Below are 17,415 nucleotides of genomic sequence, written 5' to 3'. Positions count from 1 at the left end.
TTCAACCTATCACCAAGGCGCCGGCTCAGAAATGGGCCGGCGTTTTGCTTTTGGCAACGGGATCGCTAGGGAACCGCGATGCAGATTTGGGCTGGCCTCGGAAATCCTGGACCGCGTTATGTGATGCACCGGCACAATGTCGGCTTCATGGCGTGTGATGTGATTGCTGAGATGCATGGCTTCGGGCCGGTGCAAAAGAAGTTCCAGGGCTGGGTCCAGGAAGGGCGCATCGGAACCGAAAAGGTAATTCTGCTGAAGCCTGCGACCTTCATGAACGAAAGTGGACGGAGCGTGGGGGAAGCGATGCGCTTCTACAAACTCGATCTATCCGCGTTGACCGTGTTCCATGACGAGCTGGACCTCGCCCCGTTCAAGGTGAAGGTAAAGCAGGGCGGCGGCCATGCCGGCCACAATGGCCTGCGCTCGATTGACAGCCACCTTGGCCCCGATTTCCGCCGCGTCCGAATTGGTATCGGGCACCCGGGCCACAAGGACCGTGTCCATGGGCATGTGCTGGGCAATTACACCAAGGCCGAACAAGACGATCTGATCCAGATGCTGGGCGCCATTGGGGCAGAAGCGCAATGGCTAGCGGATGGCAATGATCCGCGTTTCATGAGTGAAATCGCATTGCGGCAGCAGGATTGATCCGCCTTGGAGCGCGTGATGGTCATCGGTCCATGCGGTGCCGGAAAATCCACCGTGTCGCGGCGTCTGGCAAAATTGCTGGAATTGCCGCTCCACCATCTTGATCGCCTGCATTGGGAAGCCGGTTGGATCGAAGGCAGTCAGGACGAGCTGCGTGCGGCACTTGCACCTATTCTCGCCGCGGATCGCTGGTTGATCGATGGCAATTACGGCAGCACGATGGAAGCGCGGCTCGCGCGGGCTGATGCGGTGATTTATCTGGACTACCCCACGCTGCTATGCCTGTGGCGTGCCGCCCGGCGCGTATTCGAATATCGGGGGCGCTCGCGGCCCGATATGACCGAGGGTTGCCCTGAGCGTTTTGACTACGAGTTCTTCCGCTATATCTTCAATTGGAACACCGGGCCGCGCGTCAGAACAGAAGCCTTGTTGCAAGGCCATGAGACAAAAGTACTCCGCTTCGGAAACCCTACAGAGCTGGAGCGTTGGCTTGGCAAACTGGAGAACGAGACATGACCCAACTCACACGCCGCACTCTTCTTGGCAGCGCTGCCGCGACCGGCGCGATGGCGGCCACTGCCGCCCTCGCCCAGGATGACCAGGTGGAAGCTGCTGCGGACCTGTCAGGCAAGTCGATCCTGATAACGGGCTGTTCGACAGGCTTTGGGCGACTGATGGCAGAAGACTTTGCGCGCAAGGGGGCAAAGGTCTTTGCCTCGATGCGGAACCTGCCCCGCACCGAAGCCACTGAGCTGACCGCACTGGCCGCCGCCGACAACCTTGATCTGCATGTCCTGGAAATCGACGTGCTGGATGACGCGCAGGTTGTTGCTGGCGTGGCCGAGGCAGAGCGCATTGCCGGCGGCGCGCTGGACGTGTTGGTCAACAATGCAGGTGTATCAATCGGCGGGCCCGTCGAGATCCATGACATGACTGCCACGCAATTGGTGTTTGATACCAATGTCTTTGGCCCGCATCGGATGGCGCGGGCCGTGCTACCTAAGATGCGCGCGGCGAAGTCGGGCCAGATATTCAATGTCACGTCGCAACTGGGTCGGGTCATCGCCCCGGGTTTTGGCCAGTATTCCGGCACCAAGTTTGCGTTGGAAGCCCTCAGTGAGCAAATGGCATACGAGCTGGTGCCCCACGGCGTGGATGTGACGATAATCGAGCCGGGCGGCTATCCGACGATGATCTGGAAGAATGCCAATACGCTCGCGCTGGAATTGCTCGAGCGTGAGGATGACACCCACACATCCGGCTATCCGGCCATGGTCGAGCCCCTGGGCAAGCGCACCGGCGGAGGCGGGTCGACCGATCCGATGGATGTGCCCAAGGCCATTGCCCGGATCATCGCCATGCCGCCGGGCACCCGCCCGCTGCGTAAGCCGGTTCATCCCGGCACGAAGCCGCAGATCGCGATCAACGACGTGACTGCCAAGACCCAGGTCGCTTGGCTGGGGAACTCCCCTTACGGGCCATGGGTGAACGACGTTCACAACGTGTGATCGGGCTGATTGGCAAGGCTGGCCATTGTGTGCCCGCCCCGCTAAGGCGCGCGCCAATCAGTTTTTCCGGAGTTTTCCATGGGTTTCCGTTGCGGGATCGTTGGTCTGCCGAATGTCGGCAAGTCCACCCTATTCAATGCATTGACCGAGACGCAGGCCGCGCAGGCTGCGAACTATCCGTTCTGCACGATCGAGCCCAATGTCGGCCAGGTCTCGGTGCCGGACGAGCGGCTCGACAAAATCGCAGCCATCGCATCCTCCGCCAAGATCATCCCGACCCAGCTGGCTTTTGTTGATATCGCTGGCTTGGTCAAAGGTGCGAGCCAGGGCGAAGGCCTGGGCAACCAGTTCCTTGGCAATATCCGGGAGGTGGACGCAGTCGTCCATGTGCTGCGCTGCTTCGAGGATGACGACATCCAGCATGTCAGCAACAAGGTTGACCCATTGGCCGATGCCGAAGTGGTTGAGACCGAGCTGATGCTGGCTGACCTGGAAAGCCTGGAGAAGCGCGTGCCTAATGCGGAGAAGAAGGCCAAGGCAGGCGATAAGGACGCCAAGGTGTTGGCCAGTGTATTGGGTCAGGCACTGGAATTGCTGCGCGATGGCAAACCTGCCCGGCTGACCGAGCCGAAGGATGTCGAAGAAGAGCGCGTGTTCGAGCAAGCGCAATTGCTTACGGCCAAGCCTGTGCTGTATGTCTGCAATGTCGCAGAGGAAGAAGCGGCGAAGGGCAACGCCTTGTCAGAAGCGGTGGCGGCCAAGGCAGCTGCGGAGGGGGCGCAATCGGTCGTGGTTTCTGCGGCGATCGAGGCTGAACTGGTCGAGATGCCGGAAGAAGATCGCGCCGAGTATCTTGCGGAACTAGGCCTGGAAGAGAGCGGCCTCGCCCGGGTGATCCGCGCCGGATACGAATTGCTCGACTTGCAAACCTATTTCACCGCAGGCCCCAAGGAATCACGCGCCTGGACCTTCCCCAAAGGCGCGAAGGCTCCGCAAGCTGCGGGAGAGATCCACACCGATTTCGAACGCGGCTTCATCAAGGCTGAGACCATTTCCTACGATGACTTCATTGCTTGTAATGGCGAGAGTGGCGCGCGCGATGCAGGCAAGCTGCGCCAGGAAGGCAAGGACTACCTCGTCAAAGACGGGGATGTGTTGAACTTCAAGTTCAACGTGTGAGCCAAGGTTGAAGCGGGTTGGATAGGCTCGCAGTCAGTTGTTTGGCCGCGCCACAGCGTCAGGATTCCACAATTCCATCCCGCTTGAAGCAATCGCCTCGGCATCGTGCGAGACGATTGCGGTAATGTTGGGATCAGTGTCGAAGGCTGTCAGCAACACACGAAGCCGGGAGAGCCTTTCCTCGTCCTCCGGAACCATCAGGTAACTGTAGAGCACCCCCTTCGGCTTGTTTCCGATCAAGCTTTGGCGCGTGTTGGAGATATCGTCTGTCAGCAGCCAAATCCGGTCGCGAATCTTTTGATCCAAACCAATACAGCCTCCCTCAATGCCGCCCGAACAGCTTCTCCACATCATCCATGCTCAGCTTTACCCAGGTCGGGCGGCCGTGGTTACATTGGCCTGAGCGCGGCGTGCGCTCCATTTCACGCAGCAGCGCATTCATCTCGTCAACGCGCAAAGTCCGCCCTGCCCTGACCGATCCGTGGCAGGCCATGGTGCCCAGGACGAGATCAAGCTTCTCCTCCAGCCACAGTGCCTCGCCGTGTTTGGCCAGATCGTCGGCGATGTCTTGCAGTAATTTGTGCGGGTCTCCGCCAGCCAGCGCATGGGGGAGCGAGCGGACCAGCATGGCGCCGGGGCCAAATCGTTCGATCGACAGGCCCAGCGAGTCCAGCTTGTCGATCGCTTGCTCGAGACGGTCGCACGCTGGTTCGTCCAACTCGACCACATCGGGCATCAGCAGAGCCTGGCTGCGCGCCACGGCTTCACCAGCCCCTGCAGCCTTGAGCCGCTCCAGCACCAGACGTTCATGCGCGGCATGCTGGTCAACCAGGACCAAGCCATCATTGGCCTCGGCCACAATATAGGTGTTGGCGACCTGTCCCCTGGCAACGCCTAGGGGAAAATCCTGTTCAGCTGAGACCGGCTCGGCCTCTTCGGCCCTGCCCTGAGGTAACGCCATGACGTCAGTTTCCTGGCGATGCCAAGACTGGCTGTTGTCGCGCACATTGGGAGAAGCGGCAGACCAGTCGCGCCCATCAAATATCGAACGCAAGGCCGGAGATGGCTCGTCGCGTCTTTGCTGCCCTAAGGCTTCACTCTTTGAGGCGAGCGGCTCTTGCTGCCACTTGCCCATGGCACCAGCATCGGGCGTTTGCGCGCTCCTGCGATCACCGGTCGCCAGCGCTTGGCGCAGACCCGACACGATGAAGCCGCGGACCGCCTGGGCATCGCGAAAGCGTACTTCGGTTTTGGCAGGATGCACGTTCACGTCCACATCCTCGCTCGGCAAGTCGAGGAACAGAGCCAGCACGGCATGACGATCCCGGGCCAGCATGTCTGAATATGCCCCCCTCACCGCGCCAACCAGCAGGCGATCTTTCACCGGGCGCCCGTTGACGAACAGATATTGGTGATCTGCTACACCGCGGTTGTAAGTCGGCAGGCCGGCAATACCGGTTAGCGTCATGTCGCCGCGCTGCATATCCAGCAGGACACCATTGGACTTGAGCTCGCGCGCAACGATCTGCGCCACCCGGTCCGGCAAACTGTCGTCCGGCTGCAAAGCCAGCGCCCTGCGCTCGGCATGATCAAGGGTGAAGCCAATATCGGGGCGCGCCATCGCCAAGCGCCGAACCACATCCAGACAGGCACCATATTCGCTACGCGGCGTGCGGAGGAATTTTCGGCGAGCAGGCACCTTGGCAAATACTTGCTCGATCCGCGCGCGTGTGCCGGGTGGCAAGGCTGCGGGTCCTTCCTCTACCAAAGCTCCGTGATCTACCACGCGCCGCCACCCCTGCTCGGCCCCGTGTGGTCTGCTTTCGAGAGTGAATCGGGATACGCTGGCAATGGAAGGGAGCGCCTCTCCCCGGAAGCCCAGTGTTGCGACCCGCTCGATTGCCTGGGCTTCACCGATCAGGGTGTCGGGCAGTTTCGATGTCGCATGACGTTCCAGCGCCAGCTCCATCGCCTCGGGTGCCATGCCGCAGCCATCGTCAGATACTTCGATCCGCGTCAGCCCGCCATCAATCAGCGAAACCGCAATATTGGATGCTCCGGCATCAATTGCGTTCTCGACCAATTCCTTCAGCGCCGCCGAAGGTCGTTCCACCACTTCGCCCGCCGCAATGCGGTTCACAAGAGCTTCTGGCAGGCGGCGAATTGTCGGCATTTTCCGAGCCTAGCGATGAGCGGCAGGAAATTCGAGCCGACCCGCAAATTTTGCACCATATTTGGGGATAAATTTTTGGCCTTTTTGCGCGCGACTCGGTAAGGGAACCCTTTCCCACACCCACGGGATTGCTTTTTTCGCAAGTTTGCGGAGCATTCCCCACTAAACGCTACGGATTTCCGATCGCAATGAGTTTCCTTTCCAAACTTCTCAAATTCGGCACCCAGAACATGGCCATCGACCTGGGGACCGCCAACACACTGGTCTATGTGCAGGATCAGGGCATCATCCTTGATGAGCCTTCTGTGGTTGCCATCGAAACGATCAACGGGATCAAACGCGTCAAGGCCGTGGGTGATGATGCGAAGATGATGATGGGCAAAACGCCGGACAGCATCGAGGCGATCCGCCCGCTGCGTGACGGCGTGATTGCCGATATCGAAATCGCGGAAGAAATGATCAAACACTTCATCCGTAAGGTGCATGGCAAAAAGAGCCTGCTGCGCTATCCGGAAATCACGATTTGCGTACCGTCCGGCTCGACTTCGGTAGAGCGCCGCGCAATCCGCGACGCCGCCAGCAATGCGGGTGCCAGCCAGGTCTACCTGATCCTGGAACCGATGGCCGCAGCAATCGGCGCAGACATGCCGGTGACAGAGCCCGTCGGTTCCATGGTGGTCGATATTGGTGGCGGCACAACAGAAGTTGCCGTTCTATCCTTGCGTGGCCTCGCCTACACGACTTCGGTGCGGACCGGCGGTGACAAGATGGATGAGGCAATCGTCTCTTATGTCCGCCGCCATCACAATTTGCTGATCGGCGAGTCCACCGCAGAGCGGATCAAGAAAGACTATGGCGTCGCTGTTGCGCCTGCCGACGGTATTGGCGAAACCATCACGCTCAAGGGACGTGATCTGGTCAACGGTGTTCCCAAGGAAATCACCATCAACCAGGCGCATCTCGCCGAGGCATTGAACGAGCCGATCGGCGCCATCGTCGAAGGTGTGCGGATCGCTCTGGAAAATACTGCGCCTGAACTGGCGGCCGATATTGTCGACCAGGGCATCGTGCTCACCGGTGGTGGTGCTTTGATCGCTGGGCTCGATGATCATCTGCGCGAAGAAACCGGTCTGCCGGTCAGCATTGCTGAAGATCCGCTGTCCTGCGTTGCTGTCGGCACCGGCCGGGCAATGGAAGATCCGATTTACCGCGGCGTCTTGATGACGGCCTAAGCCAAGGAGGGGCAGGACATGGCGCCGCCTTCCAAACGGCGCTCCGGGCATTCTCGCAGGGCGCAATATGGGCAATTCACGGGGTATGTGATCGCGGCAATTGGCGCGTTGATCGGTGCTGTCCTGCTGGGAATCTCGCTGTTCAGTCCGAATGCGTTTTCAAGCCTTCGCGGCGCAGCAACCGATGTCGCCAGCCCGGCGGGAGAAGCTAGCGCCGTCGCACGCAGCGAAAGCCAGGGCCTGATCGAGAGCATCCAAGGCTATCTGCAGGCAGGCAGCCAGAACGCTGCCCTGAAGGAAGAGGTCGAGCTGGCACGGATCAGGCTCGAAGAAGCAAAAGCGCTGGCGCAGGAGAATGCGCGGCTCAAGACATTGCTCGAAATTCGTGATGATGAGGTGCAGCCGGTCGCCGTGGCGCGGCTTGTGGGGTCGAGCGCGGCAAGTTCGCGCCGGTTTGCCTATCTTGCCGCAGGGCGCAATGACGGGGTCCAAGCCGGCATGCCGGTACGGTCCCCGCGCGGGGTTGTCGGCCGCGTTCTGGAAGTGGCGGCGAATACCTCCCGAGTTCTATTGCTGACAGACAGCGAAAGCGTCTTGCCGGTTCGCCGCGCCCAGGATGAGGTCGTGGCCTTTGCCGAAGGTCGTGGTGACGGCAGGATCGATATCCGGCTCATCAATCTGGGTATTAATCCGCTGGAACAAGGCGATGTTTTCGTGACCAGCGGGGCCGGAGGCTTCTATCGCCCTGGCATCGCCGTCGCCATCGTCAGCGAAGTTACAGATGATGGTGCAATTGCCCGGATTATCAGCGATCCGGCAGCGACAGATTTCGTCGCGGTGGAGCCGATTTTCCAACCAGAAGCCGTCGAAAGCGCCGCTACCCCGATTGAAGAAAGTCTTGGCGACGGGGATAACGCCGGTGAAGGCGCGCCCTGATGGAACAGCTTAATCCACGCTCGCGCAGTGATGCCTATGGCAGCCGGATTAATCGCGATCATTCGCCATTGTTGTTGTATATCGTACCGTGGGGCTCCATCCTCCTGGCCTGCCTTCTCCCTTTCCTGCCTCTAACCTCGGCCATCCCGATCCTCCCTCCTCTGGGTCTGCTATTCCTGCTGGCGTGGCGTCTTGTGCGACCTGGTCTGATGCCTGTTTGGGCTGGCTTCCCGCTAGGCCTTTGGAACGACCTGTTCAGCGGTCAGCCATTCGGGTGCTCTATCCTGCTGTTCTCCGTGGCCTTGTTGGCGATCGAGGCTGTCGAGGCGAGGTTTCCGTGGCGCAGTTTCCGTGAGAACTGGATCACGGCCGGATTGGTGATCGCAGTATTCTTGGTGGTGGGCATGGCTTTCTCGGGCGGTGAAGTGACCTTTATTGCGCTAATTGCGCTTGGCCCGCAGCTCCTGCTTTCCATCTTGGCCTTCCCTCCCATCGCTCGTCTGGTAGCCGGCCTTGATCGCTTCCGACTGGTGAGAATCCGGGTTGTCGGTTGATGGCACTCGATAAATCAGGACTTCCGGTCAACGCGACCACGCTGCAAAACCGGTTCGACAGGCGTAGCTTTGCGATTGGTAGCGTTGGCGCTGGCGTTGGCATGCTGCTGGCCGGCAGGATGGCCTATCTGGCGATTGCCGAGAACGAGAAATACCGCACCGAAAGCGAGAGCAATCGTGTCAACCTGACCCTGATCCCGCCACGCCGGGGCTGGATATTGGACCGCAATGGCGCGCCACTGGCGTCCAACCGGGCGGACTTCCGGGTCGATCTCATTCCCGAGCGTGTAGCCGACAAGGAAAAGACGCTGGCCCGACTGGGCGAGTTGCTGTCCCTTGATGACAACCGGATGCGCGACCTTCGCAAGCGGGTGGAGGACTCCAGAGGCTTTGCGCCGATCGAAGTGGCCAATGGGCTTGAATACGAACAGTTTGCCGCCGTTTCCCTGCGCTTGCCGGAAATGCCCGGCGTGGTGCCGCAACGCGGCTTCTCTCGTCTCTATCCCACGGGACCTTCGGTCGGACATCTGATCGGCTATGTCGGCCCGGCTTCGGCCGAGGAGTATGAGCAGGATCGCAATCCACTGTTGATCACACCCGGATACAAAATTGGCAAAGACGGGATGGAGAAGCAGTTCGAGCAATCGCTGCGCGGCGAACCCGGAGCGCGCCGGGTCGAAGTGACCGCCACCGGCCGGATTGTTCGTGATCTCGATACGCGGCCCGATACTCAGGGCAAGCCAGTGCAATTGACCATCGATGGCCCGTTGCAAGACTATGCCGCCCGCCGCATCGGGCTCGAAAGTGGGTCGGTCGTGGTGATGGACTGCGATTCTGGTGACATCCTGTGCATGTCATCCATGCCCAGTTTCGATCCGAACAGCTTTTCCGACGGTATCGGCAGCGTTGAATATGCGATGCTGCGCGAGGACGAGCGCGTGCCATTGCGCAACAAGGTTCTGAAGGGGCTCTACCCGCCCGGCTCCACGATCAAGCCGATGCACTGCATGGAGTTCCTACAGGAAGGCATCGATCCAAACGAAACCATCATTTGCGGTGGTGGTCGCCGGATCGGCAACCGGTTCTTCAATTGCTGGAGCAATCACGGCCGGGTCGACATGGCCAAAGCAATATATCAGAGTTGCGACAGCTACTTCTATCACTTCGCCCAGCAGATCGGTTTTGCCAAGATTGCCGCTTTTGCTGAACGGCTTGGCCTTGGGCAGGAATTCCCTCTGCCCGTCACCAGTCAGTTCTATGGCACGGTGCCCAATCCGGCTTGGAAAGAAGAAAAGTTCGGGGAACCGTGGCGAGCCTTCGACACGGTCAATGCCAGTATCGGCCAGGGCTATTATCTCGCGAACCCGCTTCAGCTCGCCGTCATGTCGGCGCGCCTTGCGACGGGCAAGAACCTCATGCCCCGGATCAGGCTGGATACGCAGCTGGGTGCGCCCGCCAGTCTCGGCTTTTCTCAGGATCATATTGATTATGTCCGCAAGGCGATGAGCGATGTCGTCAACGGCCCTGGTACTGCTGGCCGTGCCCGCCTGCCGCTCGAAGGAATCAAGATGGCGGGCAAGACAGGGACTGCCCAGGTCGTCAGTCTCAGCGTGTCCGATGGTCGTTCAGGGCCTTGGAAATATCGCGATCATGGATTGTTCGTCTTCTTCGCTCCTTTCGACAAGCCACGTTATGCGGGTGCGGTAGTGATAGAGCATGGCGGAGGCTCGGGTGCGGCTTACCCCATTGCACGCGATGTCATGACCTTTATGTTCGATCCCGTTAAAGGGATGGATGCCTTGCGCCGCTACGAGCAGCAATGGGGCGGCACTGCGCAAGAGCGTTTGGCGCAGAAATATGCGCGTTATGCCGCAGAGGCCGGCGAATTTGTCGAACCCGTTCCGCGACGCGATGAAGAGATTTTTGATCGGGTTGATGCCGAAGCTAGAATGGCTGCCCAACAAGCCGAAGCGCTGGCGCAAGATATCAGCGGAGGTCGCAGGGAAACCCGATCGGACGAAGTGCTTGGCGGAGGCCCACCATGAACTCCGTCATTCCGGCCCCTATCGCGCGTCAGCCATGGGGCATGCTGATCCCGCTGCTCCTGCTTGTCGCTTTCGGCGCTGTGGTGCTCTATTCTGCGGGGGGCGGAAATATGCAGCCTTTCGCCTTTTCGCACCTTGTCCGCTTTTCCGTTTTCCTCGTCATGGCCAGCATTCTGGCCGTCTTTCCCCGTGAACTGGCCAAGTTCGCGGCTTTCCCTGTCTACGTGATCATCCTGATCATGCTGGTCGCGGTGGAGGCCATTGGCGGTATGGGCGGCGGCAGTCAGCGTTGGCTCGACCTTGGCTTTATGCGACTGCAGCCATCCGAGCTGATGAAACCTGCCCTCGTTCTGGCGTTGGCCAAGTTTTATGACGGGCTTCCGGTGGGCATGATCGGGACTTGGCGAGCTCTGGTTCCCGCGGTCGTGCTGATGGGTATGCCCATGGGCCTGGTCCTGATGCAGCCTGATCTCGGTACTTCCCTCGCCATTGTCTTCGGTGGCGGGGTTGTGATGTTCCTGGCCGGATTGCCGATGCGCTGGTTCGTTGGTGCAGGTGTGTTGGGCACTGCCGCAGTACCACTCGCCTATTTCTTTGCCCTCAAGCCCTACCAGCAACGCCGCGTCACCACTTTCCTCGATCCCGAAAGTGATCCCCTTGGTAGCGGCTATCACATTACCCAATCCAAGATTGCCATTGGCTCCGGGGGATGGACCGGCAAGGGCTTCAATGAGGGCTCTCAGAGTCATTTGAATTATCTGCCCGAACCGCACACGGATTTCGTCTTCTCGACAATGGCAGAGGAATGGGGACTGCTTGGGGGCATGTTCACACTCGCGATGTTTGGCCTGATCCTTGGATGGGGCATTCGCGTTGCGCGCAAAGCGCAGAGCCGTTTCGATCGACTGCTGGCATCCGGGATGGTGGCGACCATCTTCTTCTATATCGCGATCAACCTGCTGATGGTGATGGGCTTTGCTCCGGTTGTGGGCATTCCCCTGCCCTTTATGAGCCATGGCGGATCGTCGATGATGACCAACATGATCTGTATCGGCAGCCTGCTGATGGTGCACCGCTGGACACGGGAATCGCGACCCGGAGGTCTCCGCACCAGCTGAGTGCTAAACGCTAGGCAGCGCGGGTCGCATCATGGCGCCAGCGATATGTCTAAAGCCCCATCGCGAGCCGTGGTTGGAGGGGCCGCCAGTTCCCGGATAAACTTTCCCGTGCGGTTCCTCTTGTCACGCTGGCAACAATCGCTAAATGCAGCGCCTCGCCTGATTCGGCAGGCTTTGACCCCACGGGTCAGTTGCCCGAAAGTGTGGACGCATAGCTCAGTTGGTAGAGCAGCTGACTCTTAATCAGCGGGTCCTAGGTTCGAACCCTAGTGCGTCCACCACCTTCTCCACCCAGTGCTATCGACCGGCGGCGTCGCCAACGGAGATATATGCAATGGCCCACGTGACTACCCATAATGTGATGCTGCAGGCTGGACATCACATTATAATGTGCTAACACGGCCGCATGACAGACACTATCATCGAGCGAGTCCGGACTATCGTCACCGACGGAGCCATGACCCGCGCCGGCCTTGCCCGTGCTGCGGGCCTTCATGCCAACACATTGAGGGAATGCGCCGAGGAGGGCTGGAACCCGACGGCCGACACGCTCGCTAAACTTGAGCGCTTTCTCGATACGCAGGATGACACACCGGTACTGGTTCCGATCGAGGAAATTATCGAGGAAGCCCGCAACGGCCGGATGTATATTCTGGTCGATGACGAGGACCGCGAGAATGAAGGCGACTTGATCATTCCGGGGCAGATGGCCACCCCAACCGCGATCAACTTCATGGCGACCCATGGGCGCGGCCTGATCTGCCTGGCGCTGGATCGCGCCCGTGTCGATGCGCTCGGGCTTGAGCCGATGACCCGCAACAATCGCGAGAGCATGCAGACCGCCTTCACGATCTCGATCGAGGCCAAAGAAGGGGTCACCACCGGCATTTCTGCGGCAGATCGTGCGCGGACTGTCGCCGTTGCCATCGATGCCACCAAGGGACCGGATGATATCGTGGCGCCTGGTCATGTGTTCCCGCTGACCGCTCGTGATGGCGGCGTGTTGGTCCGCGCCGGCCACACCGAAGCCGCTGTCGACATCTCGCGCCTTGCCGGGCTCAATCCGGCCGGAGTAATCTGCGAGATCCTCAATGAAGACGGGACCATGGCCCGGCTTGACGATCTGGTGACCTTTGCGCGCAAGCATGACCTGAAGATCGGGACGATCCGTGATCTGATCGAATACCGTATGCGACACGATCATCTGGTCGAGCGCGTCGAGGAACGTGAGTTCCAGTCAGACTATGGCGGCCAATGGCGGATGGCCATCTATCGCAATTCGATCGACGGCAGAGAGCATTATGTCTTGCAAAAGGGGCATGTGGTTGCCGGTGAGGCCACCCTCACCCGTGTGCACCCGATCTCTATTTTCGATGATGTTCTGGGGCAACCTGGGGAACGCAAGCGCACCTTGCAGCGCGCGATGCAGGCCATCGGCGATCATGGATCAGGTGTGATTGTGATCATAACGGGCCGTCAGGCAACCGGCAGCTACAGTGCAGACGATGAGGTTCGCAATGTCGGGATCGGGTCTCAGATTCTGGCCGACCTGGAAGTGAACGACATGATTCTGCTCAGCAATTCACAGCCCAATGTGGTCGCGATCGAAGGCTATGGCCTCAACATCGTCGATCATCATCCCATTCCGGAGTAACACCCATGGCCAAGTTCCTGATTGTCGAAGCCCGTTTCTACGACAGCTATAATGACATGCTCATCGCCGGCGCGAGGCAATCGCTTGAGGCGGCAGGGCACGAGGTCGAAGTCTTGACCGTGCCAGGCGCGCTGGAGATTCCCGGCGCCATCGCGATGGCAGCCGAAAGCGGTGGCTATGATGGCTTTGTTGCGATTGGCGTGGTTATTCGCGGGGAAACCTATCACTTCGAAATCGTGGCCGGTGAAAGTGCGCGCGGGATCCTGGCGCTGACAATGGATGGCATCGCCATCGGCAATGGCATCCTGACGACAGAAAATGAAGCGCAGACGCTGGTCCGCGCCGATCCCGGGCAGAAGAACAAGGGTGGTGAAGCTGCCAAGGCCGCAATGGCCCTGCTGGAGCTTCGCGACCGTTTCGAACGCTAGGACGCTGCGTCGAGGAAGCCCGACAGCCCAAGTGGGTCATAGGGCCCCATGATCAGCTGTTCGAATACACCGACGCCGCTTTCCCCGGTGTCGGTTTCGACCTTGCTGACAATCTGGACATGGACGTTTTCCAGCGCCAGCGGATCGGTAGTGGCGAGGTCGATATCTTCGCGGGCCACCCGTGACTGGCCATGGAACAAGCCATGCCCCCACTCAGGGTGGGTATAGCCCAGCCCGCGCATCTGGAAGCGTTTGACGGGAGACAGGGTCAGTTGCTGTGGCGCGCCGGGAACATCGAGTGTGATGGTCCCCTTTTCTGGCCAGCGTGACCCCTTGACCAGCTCTGCGGCAAGGGTCCCTCCCCCTTCCGTTATCCCGTCAGCACTCGCGCCATTGGGGGCCCAAGCCGCGCGTGTGTTCCACGCTGCCCCTTGCTGGTCTGCATTAATGTGGAAGAACAGCGAGCCGCCGGGCAGGTTAATCGGGGTCCATTGCCAGAAGAATTGCGGCATATCAGGGGCACCGGGCATCGGCTGTGGATCGCGTGCACCAACCGGCCGTACGCCCCAGCTGCGATCGCGCGTGCCGAGGACGCCGTCGACCAGTTCGCGCCGCTCGCCATCGACTTCGATCCAGCCCGAATAGCTCCCGTTCTGGGTCATTCGCGTATAGTCCATAAAGGCGCGCGGTCCGATCCGGTGGATGAAGCGTGGTTCTTCAATTGGGAAGGCGCGACCGACGAAGGTAATGTCGGCCGAAATCCCGTCTTGCTCTTCAACGATCAGGCGCAAGGATTGCAGCGGTTCGATCACTTCGATCCTGATCGGGCCCGCTTCCATATCCATCCGTTCCATGCCCAAGGCTCGGCTTGCATGGATGCAGTGCTGCGTTTCGTCCCGGATCACACAGAAATGTGCATCGGCGACGTCAAGGTGGGGGTAGACCCCGAAAGCGAGTGCGAAGAAGTCCTCTCCGTCGGGGCCGTAACCATTGAAGAAATAGCGATCGTAGAAATTCCGGTCCGTGCCTGAATATGCCACCGGCTCCGGAGTCTGGTGGATAGGATACTCGTCACCCTTGCTCAGTGTCATCACGCGTCTCCTTTGAGGGCATCGAGGCTGTCATGCTCCAGCGCGAGCGAGCAAGCCCCCCGGGCCATAGACAGGAAATTGGCGTCACCACGTTCGGTGCGTTCGACAAAGGCAGCGCTGAAAACGGCCGTAGTTATGCCGTGCAACGCGCCGATGCGGTAGTCCCGCCAGACATCCTCGCGCTGGAGGGTCACGCCTCTCGCTTCCATCTCTTCGACATAGAGATCGAAAAGGTGATCCTCGTTTCCAGCGCGTAATTCGCCGATGCCGCAGCCCATGAAATAGCCGATATCGGTCATCGCATGACCAACGGTCACGGTTTGCCAGTCGAGGATCGCAAGCGGCTCTGTGCCGCCCTTTATGTCGAACAGCATGTTGTCGAGGCGGAAGTCACCATGGACGAGGGAAACGACCTCGGGTTCACGCGAGAACAGCGCATCGCCCGCGGCAGCTACACCTTCGCAAAGCTCCATGTATTCCGGTTCAAGCGCATCGGCATAGCGTTCGCGCCATACCGACTGGGCTTGCGGATAGAGTGCGCGGATCTGTTCGCGCAGCTGGGCTGTCGAGTGGAGCCATCCCGTGTCGAGCACTTCGGCGTTTCTCCAGCTGGGCGCATGGATGGCCGCAGCCTGGCGCATCGCAGCTTCGGCATCCGGCAGGCTGCAACCGGCAATCTGGTTACCGCCCCTTGCCGGCCCCAGATCCTCGAACAGGAGGACGAAGTCGACGCCGGTATCGTCGATCGCACTGAAATAGACCTCCGGCACGCGAACCGCCAGATGCGGCGCTATCTCGCGGTAGAAACCCACTTCCTTGGCATAAAGGCCGAAGGTGCCCGCAGTGGCCCTGCTCGTCTGGTCTGCTGCGGGGAGTTTGGCGGCGAGCGTGGGAGCAAGCGGGCTGCCTTCGGGCAATTCGAGATGAAGCCGAACACTGTCACCGACCTGCCCGGTGCCGATCGCTTCCCATCGGACGGCCAAGACGTCCTGCCCCAGCACTTCTGACAGCCATCCGGCAGAAATCTGTGCCGGATGTGTAGGAAATTCGCTCATTCTCCCTCCCCTCGTTTGCAGGGCTTATGCGGCATGGCCGGGCACTTGCCAATACAAGCACGATCAGTCGGGTTGCTCCGAATGCGATCAAGTTCGGGTGGCACCGCAAGGACTTATGCGCCAGTCATGAGCATGGGTCGATCGCAAGGCTTTGGGACACGGATAGGACAATGATGCAACCTGCACCGCCCGCTGGTGGACAACGAAGCGATGCTTTGCTGCAAATGGCAGCGGAGTTGGAGCGGAAGCTGGCCGAGGTCGATGCTATGGGGGTGCATCTGGCGGCTGCCGATATCGACAGCGCCATTGCCCGCCTTCGCTTCGCTGCGCGGAGCTGAACCGCTCGTCTTGGGTTGACCTTAGGCCAGGCGTCCGAAACAGGCGGCACCTGCATAGTGGGCGCTGGCACCAAGCTCTTCTTCGATACGGATCAGCTGGTTGTATTTCGCGAGCCGGTCCGAACGGGCGAGCGAGCCGGTTTTGATCTGCCCGCAATTGGTCGCCACCGCGAGGTCGGCGATGGTCGCATCTTCAGTTTCGCCGGAGCGATGGCTCATCACGCAAGTGTAACCGGCTCGGTGCGCCATATCGACAGCTTCCAGCGTCTCGCTGAGGGTCCCGATCTGGTTGACCTTCACCAACAGTGAGTTGGCTAGGCCTTGCTCGATCCCCATGCCCAGGCGCTCGGGATTGGTTACGAACAAGTCATCGCCGACCAGCTGGACTTTGTTGCCGATGGCATCGGTCAGGGCTTTCCACCCTTCGAAGTCATCCTCGGCCATGCCATCCTCGATGGAACGGATCGGATAGTCGGCACACAGTTTGGCGAGGTAATCGGCCATTTCCTGCGGGGAGAGCGAGATTTCCTCTCCGGCAAGATCATAGCGGCCATCGGCATAGAACTCGGTCGACGCACAATCGAGGGCAAGCGCGACTTCTTCGCCGGGCTTGAAACCGGCTTTCTCGATCGATTCCATGATGAAATCGAGCGCCGCCCGGCTGCTGCTAAGGTCCGGAGCGAAGCCACCCTCGTCGCCCACTGCGGTGGAAAGGCCCTTCTCCGATAGGCCTTTCTTCAGGGTATGGAATATCTCCGCGCCCCAACGCACGCTTTCGGTGAGCGAATCGGCGCCCAGCGGCATGACCATGAATTCCTGGATATCGATCGGATTGTCGGCATGTTCGCCGCCATTGACGATATTCATCATCGGCACTGGCAACACATGAGAGGAAACCCCGCCGACATAGGCCCACAGTGGCAGGCCACGCGCAGCAGCGGCCGCCTTGGCCACGGCCATGCTGGTGCCCAGGATAGCATTGGCGCCCAACGTCGCCTTGTTGGGTGTCCCGTCCAGATCGATCAGAACGCCATCGATATCGCGCTGATCTTCTGCATCCAGGCCCAGCAAGGTGTCGGATATCGTGCCATTTACTGCTGCAACGGCCTTGGTCACGCCCTTGCCAAGATAACGGCTCTTATCGTTATCCCGCAGCTCGACGGCCTCATGCGCTCCGGTCGAGGCGCCTGAGGGAACCGCTGCACGGCCAAAACTCCCATCTTCCAGCAAGACGTCGACCTCTACTGTCGGATTGCCCCGACTGTCGAGGATTTCGCGGGCGTGCAGATCAATGATCGCGGTCATGAGGCTTGGCTCCGGGCGCTTGGTGTTGTATATTTCTAAGACACCCCCATATCGGGGTTGGCAGCGCTCTATGCGGCGGAACAATTCGGCGCAAGACGCGTTGTACTATTGAGCAGGCAAAGTCCCCCGACTGCGCTGAAACGAAACGAAT

The 17,415-nt window shown here is 60.0% G+C and carries 17 protein-coding genes and 1 tRNA gene; 13 read left to right on the top strand and 5 right to left on the bottom strand.

What is annotated here, in order from left to right; all coding sequences use genetic code 11:
- The first annotated feature begins 78 nt into the window (after positions 1 to 78).
- From pth to ychF, 4 genes are all read left to right on the top strand, one after another.
- A complete protein-coding gene (gene pth, locus ABD653_RS02275; RefSeq protein WP_160779658.1) occupies positions 79 to 648 on the top strand; it encodes an aminoacyl-tRNA hydrolase in 570 nt (189 codons plus the stop codon).
- Between the two features lie 18 nt (positions 649 to 666).
- Positions 667 to 1,164: a P-loop NTPase family protein gene (locus ABD653_RS02270; RefSeq protein WP_160779657.1), complete on the top strand. Its 498-nt coding sequence runs from the start codon at positions 667 to 669 to the stop codon at positions 1,162 to 1,164.
- Entirely contained in the window at positions 1,161 to 2,156 is a 996-nt protein-coding gene (locus tag ABD653_RS02265) for an SDR family oxidoreductase (protein WP_160779656.1), read from the top strand. Before ABD653_RS02270 ends, ABD653_RS02265 begins: the two co-directional genes overlap by 4 nt.
- 78 nt (positions 2,157 to 2,234) lie before the next feature.
- A complete protein-coding gene (gene ychF, locus ABD653_RS02260; RefSeq protein ID WP_160779655.1) occupies positions 2,235 to 3,335 on the top strand; it encodes a redox-regulated ATPase YchF in 1,101 nt (366 codons plus the stop codon).
- A 33-nt stretch (positions 3,336 to 3,368) separates the two neighbouring features.
- On the opposite strand, the gene ABD653_RS02255 is transcribed toward ychF, so the two are convergent.
- Positions 3,369 to 3,641, bottom strand: coding sequence for a hypothetical protein (locus ABD653_RS02255; RefSeq protein ID WP_160779654.1), 273 nt, complete (start codon positions 3,639 to 3,641; stop codon positions 3,369 to 3,371).
- A 16-nt stretch (positions 3,642 to 3,657) separates the two neighbouring features.
- Complete coding sequence (gene mutL, locus ABD653_RS02250) at positions 3,658 to 5,508, bottom strand: DNA mismatch repair endonuclease MutL (RefSeq protein WP_160779653.1); 1,851 nt, start codon at positions 5,506 to 5,508, stop codon at positions 3,658 to 3,660.
- A gap of 188 nt (positions 5,509 to 5,696) precedes the next feature.
- Between mutL and ABD653_RS02245 the strand changes: the two genes are divergently transcribed.
- From ABD653_RS02245 to ribH, 8 genes are all read left to right on the top strand, one after another.
- On the top strand, positions 5,697 to 6,740 hold the full coding sequence (locus tag ABD653_RS02245; protein ID WP_160779652.1) for a rod shape-determining protein: 1,044 nt from the start codon (positions 5,697 to 5,699) through the stop codon (positions 6,738 to 6,740).
- 18 nt (positions 6,741 to 6,758) lie between these two features.
- Positions 6,759 to 7,676: a rod shape-determining protein MreC gene (gene mreC, locus ABD653_RS02240; protein WP_160779651.1), complete on the top strand. Its 918-nt coding sequence runs from the start codon at positions 6,759 to 6,761 to the stop codon at positions 7,674 to 7,676.
- Positions 7,676 to 8,230 (top strand): rod shape-determining protein MreD, encoded by a 555-nt coding sequence (gene mreD, locus ABD653_RS02235; RefSeq protein WP_160779650.1) that lies wholly within the window; start codon positions 7,676 to 7,678, stop codon positions 8,228 to 8,230. The genes mreC and mreD overlap by 1 nt, the downstream gene beginning before the upstream one ends.
- The gene (gene mrdA / locus ABD653_RS02230; protein WP_160779649.1) at positions 8,230 to 10,275 is read left to right on the top strand and encodes a penicillin-binding protein 2; all 2,046 of its coding nucleotides are present in this window, start codon (positions 8,230 to 8,232) and stop codon (positions 10,273 to 10,275) included. Before mreD ends, mrdA begins: the two co-directional genes overlap by 1 nt.
- Positions 10,272 to 11,393 (top strand): rod shape-determining protein RodA, encoded by a 1,122-nt coding sequence (gene rodA, locus ABD653_RS02225; protein WP_160779648.1) that lies wholly within the window; start codon positions 10,272 to 10,274, stop codon positions 11,391 to 11,393. The genes mrdA and rodA overlap by 4 nt, the downstream gene beginning before the upstream one ends.
- A gap of 205 nt (positions 11,394 to 11,598) precedes the next feature.
- Positions 11,599 to 11,674: transfer RNA gene (locus ABD653_RS02220), tRNA-Lys, on the top strand.
- Between the two features lie 125 nt (positions 11,675 to 11,799).
- Positions 11,800 to 13,047, top strand: a complete 1,248-nt coding sequence (ribB, locus tag ABD653_RS02215; RefSeq protein WP_160779647.1) for a 3,4-dihydroxy-2-butanone-4-phosphate synthase — start codon at positions 11,800 to 11,802, stop codon at positions 13,045 to 13,047.
- Positions 13,048 to 13,052: 5 nt separating this feature from the next.
- A complete protein-coding gene (gene ribH, locus ABD653_RS02210) occupies positions 13,053 to 13,475 on the top strand; it encodes a 6,7-dimethyl-8-ribityllumazine synthase (protein ID WP_160779646.1) in 423 nt (140 codons plus the stop codon).
- Here ribH and ABD653_RS02205 read toward each other — a convergent pair.
- A complete protein-coding gene (locus ABD653_RS02205; RefSeq protein ID WP_160779645.1) occupies positions 13,472 to 14,566 on the bottom strand; it encodes an Rv3169 family protein in 1,095 nt (364 codons plus the stop codon). The two genes, ribH and ABD653_RS02205, sit on opposite strands and share 4 nt — an antisense overlap.
- Positions 14,566 to 15,621, bottom strand: a complete 1,056-nt coding sequence (locus tag ABD653_RS02200) for a phosphotransferase family protein (protein ID WP_160779644.1) — start codon at positions 15,619 to 15,621, stop codon at positions 14,566 to 14,568. The genes ABD653_RS02205 and ABD653_RS02200 overlap by 1 nt, the downstream gene beginning before the upstream one ends.
- Before the next feature lie 170 nt (positions 15,622 to 15,791).
- Between ABD653_RS02200 and ABD653_RS02195 the strand changes: the two genes are divergently transcribed.
- Positions 15,792 to 15,959 carry a hypothetical protein gene (locus ABD653_RS02195; RefSeq protein ID WP_160779643.1) on the top strand — a complete coding sequence of 56 codons (168 nt, stop codon included), beginning with the start codon at positions 15,792 to 15,794 and terminating at the stop codon, positions 15,957 to 15,959.
- Positions 15,960 to 15,980: 21 nt separating this feature from the next.
- Here ABD653_RS02195 and eno read toward each other — a convergent pair whose 3' ends face one another.
- Positions 15,981 to 17,264: a phosphopyruvate hydratase gene (gene eno / locus ABD653_RS02190; protein WP_160779642.1), complete on the bottom strand. Its 1,284-nt coding sequence runs from the start codon at positions 17,262 to 17,264 to the stop codon at positions 15,981 to 15,983.
- Positions 17,265 to 17,415: the final 151 nt, after the last annotated feature.

Origin of the sequence: Parerythrobacter jejuensis (assembly GCF_039536765.1) — a bacterium.
Classification (GTDB): Bacteria; Pseudomonadota; Alphaproteobacteria; order Sphingomonadales; family Sphingomonadaceae; genus Parerythrobacter; species Parerythrobacter jejuensis.
Note: the sequence above shows the minus strand (reverse complement) of the source record. Positions and strands in the feature narration are given on the sequence as shown.